Origin of the sequence: Hydrogenophaga sp., assembly GCF_051007235.1 — a bacterium.
Lineage (GTDB): Bacteria > Pseudomonadota > Gammaproteobacteria > Burkholderiales > Burkholderiaceae_C > Hydrogenophaga.
Map to the genome: position 1 here is coordinate 1 of NZ_JBPCSJ010000441.1, position 2527 is coordinate 2527.

The following is a 2527-nucleotide window of genomic DNA, read 5'->3' on the forward strand; positions in this document are numbered from 1 at the left end:
TGCGCTGGCGATGAAGGCCTTGTCCATGGCCGACAGCACCTCGTTGGCGTGCGTGCCCTGGCCGCTTTGCACCCAGCTGCCCGGAAAGGCGTAGAGCATGATCGAGTCGGGGTCGAAGCTGGTGCCGTTGAGCTGGTCGGCCCGGTACTTGTTGAGCACGTTGTGGCGGATCTGGGCCTCATTCCAGTGGTTGGGCGGGCCGCTGAGGTCGCGGATCACGGCGGCCTCGTTCCACTGCAGGCCGCCGGCCGGGTTCTGGTGTTCGTGTGCCAGGCCGATGGCGTGGCCGAACTCGTGCGCCGTGGTGCCGCCGTCCATGAAGCCCAGGTTCATGGTGGGCTGGTCCAGCGGGATGCTGCGGTTGTCGGTGCCCACGTAGGACCAGGCGCCGTTGTTCGGGTCGAAGGCGATGCGGATCTCGGCATCGGGCGCGTTGTTGAAGTCGAAGCGCAGGTTGGCGTGCGCCGTCCACCAGCCGGCCTGTTCTTTCACCTTGGCCTGTTGCGCGGCCGTGCCGCCCAGAAAGCGCACGCGCAGCGTGCTGCCGTTCATCCAGAGTTTGCCGATGGGGCTGATGGCACGCGTGCGGCCGCGGCTGCGCAGCGTGGGCTGCGGTCGCATCAGCTCGGCCGGCAGCACGCGTTCGGTGCAGATGTGCAGCATCTTGGGCATGGGGTCCTCCTGGTGGGTGGTGGGTGTATTCAGGGGCGGCGCACCAGGCGCAGCGGCGTCTGGGTCTGGTCGCCGTTGCTCCAGAGCTGGCCGGTGAGTTCGCGGCCGTCGGCGCTGAGCGTGAGCGTCAGGGCGCCGGTGTCCAGCGGGCCGTGGCCTTCGGTGCTGCGCACGTCGAACGGGATCTGCAGCCGCCCGTTGGCCCACTGGCCGCTGCCGGCGTACCGGATGTGGTCGAACACCGTGCCCTGTTCGCGCAGGCGCTGCGCATAGGCCTGCCATTCCGGGTACCAGGCCACCGGAATGGCGTCGGTCTGCAGCACCGCCTGGGCGCCGTACAGGGTGATCTGTACCCGGGTGCGGTGGCCGGCGGCGTCCACCGCCCACCACACGCCGGCGGCGTCGGCTGTTGCGGCGTCCGGCACGGCGGCCACAGCCGGTGTAGCGGAGGCTGGCTGCGGGGCTTCAGTGTGCGTGGTGGCCGCCGGCGGCGTGTCCGCTGTGTGGGTGGGGTCGGTGGTGCCGTCCGGGCTTCGCAGGCCGATGACGAGCAGTGCGGCCACCAGCAACGTCACCGCTGCGCCACCGACCTTGAGCCAGCGCAGCCGGACGGGGGCGGATGGGGCGGGTGGGGTGGCCATGGTGGACACCAGCGGCTGCATGGCCGGTGGCGGCGCGGCGTGAGCCGCGATGTGGTGTGCCTGGAGATCGTCCACGATGCGCTGCAGGTCGACGTTCCAGTCGTCGGTGCGCAGCGGGCGGGCATGGGCTTCGCCCAGGAACTGCAGTGGCGCGGGCAGCGAATGGCCCACCGGCATCTGCATGCCGTCTGTCAGCAGCGGGATGATGACCGCGCCGCTGTGGCGCGCGGTGAGCAGTTCACCGCGGATCGGGTCGTCCTCGCGGTCGACGCGGCGCCCGCCCTCGGGGTGCTGCGCGCCCAGCAGATCGGGTGTGATGAGCACCAGCACCACCGGCTGCGAGCCCAGTGTGGCGTTGATCGCGTCGCGCCACGAGCTGCCGCCCACCAGATCCTGCTTGTCGTAGAAGACCAGCTGCTCGCCAAAACGCTCGTTCAGGTCGGCCGTCAGGCGCGCCGCATCCTTCTTGCCGTCGGACGACCGGTAGCTGATGAAGATGCGGTTCATGGCGGCCTCAACTGCTTCAATCCGCGCTCAATCCGTGCGGCCAGCCGCCCAGGTGTCCAGCCGCGCTTGCAGCTGTCGGGCAGCGCGGGCCTCGGCGTCCAGGCCGTCCAGCCAGGGTCGCAGCACAAAGCCCGCCTGGTCGGCCACCGACGCCCACATCCACGCCGTGCCGGCGCGCTGGTGCAGGTCGTCGTAAACCGCGAGCACGGCGGGCAGCTGCCGCGCCAGCTGGCCGCTGGCCAGCGCTTCCAGGGTGGCCAGCTCGGGCAGGCCGACCACGCTCCAGAAGTCCGGTGCGTCGCGGCGGCGGGTTTCCAGCGCCTGGCGGATGTCGGCCACGTCCTGCGCACCCAAGCCGCCCCAGCCCGCTGTGCCGGCGTGGGCCAGCAGCTCGGCGGCCAGGCGGTTGAGCGCGGGGTAGAACCAGTCCGGCGAACCAGCGGCGCGCGCCAGCGCTTCGGCCTGTCGGTAGTGCGTGGCCATCTGCTGCACCGCCTGGGCGGCGGCGCTTGCGTGGCCGGCCACCAGCTCCAGCCGGTGCAGGCGCTTGTAGGCCGATCCCAGCAGGCTCTCGCGTTCCAGCGTCGGGCTGACGGTGACCAGCGCTTGCAGTGTGGCGATGGCGGTCTGGATGTCGGCACGCCCTTGTGCGAGGCGTTGCGCCTGGTCGGTGCCTTTTTGGGCCGACCGGCGCGCCGGGTCCACCC

The 2527-nt window shown here is 71.1% G+C and carries 3 protein-coding genes; all 3 read right to left on the reverse strand.

The window, feature by feature from the left end; translation table 11 throughout:
* A partial coding sequence (locus ACR2JA_RS15735) for a M12 family metallopeptidase (protein WP_434010020.1) occupies nucleotides 1–672 on the reverse strand: 672 nt, incomplete at its 3' end.
* A 29-nt stretch (nucleotides 673–701) separates the two neighbouring features.
* On the reverse strand, nucleotides 702–1820 hold the full coding sequence (locus ACR2JA_RS15740; protein WP_434010021.1) for a toll/interleukin-1 receptor domain-containing protein: 1119 nt from the start codon (nucleotides 1818–1820) through the stop codon (nucleotides 702–704).
* A gap of 27 nt (nucleotides 1821–1847) precedes the next feature.
* On the reverse strand, nucleotides 1848–2527 hold a 680-nt coding region (locus tag ACR2JA_RS15745), incomplete at its 5' end, for a tetratricopeptide repeat-containing protein (protein WP_434010022.1).

Coding starts and splice junctions, on each gene's coding strand:
- ACR2JA_RS15740 (WP_434010021.1), bottom strand. CDS start 1,820: ATGAACCGCATCTTCATCAGCTACCGGTCGTCCGACGGCAAGAAGGAT.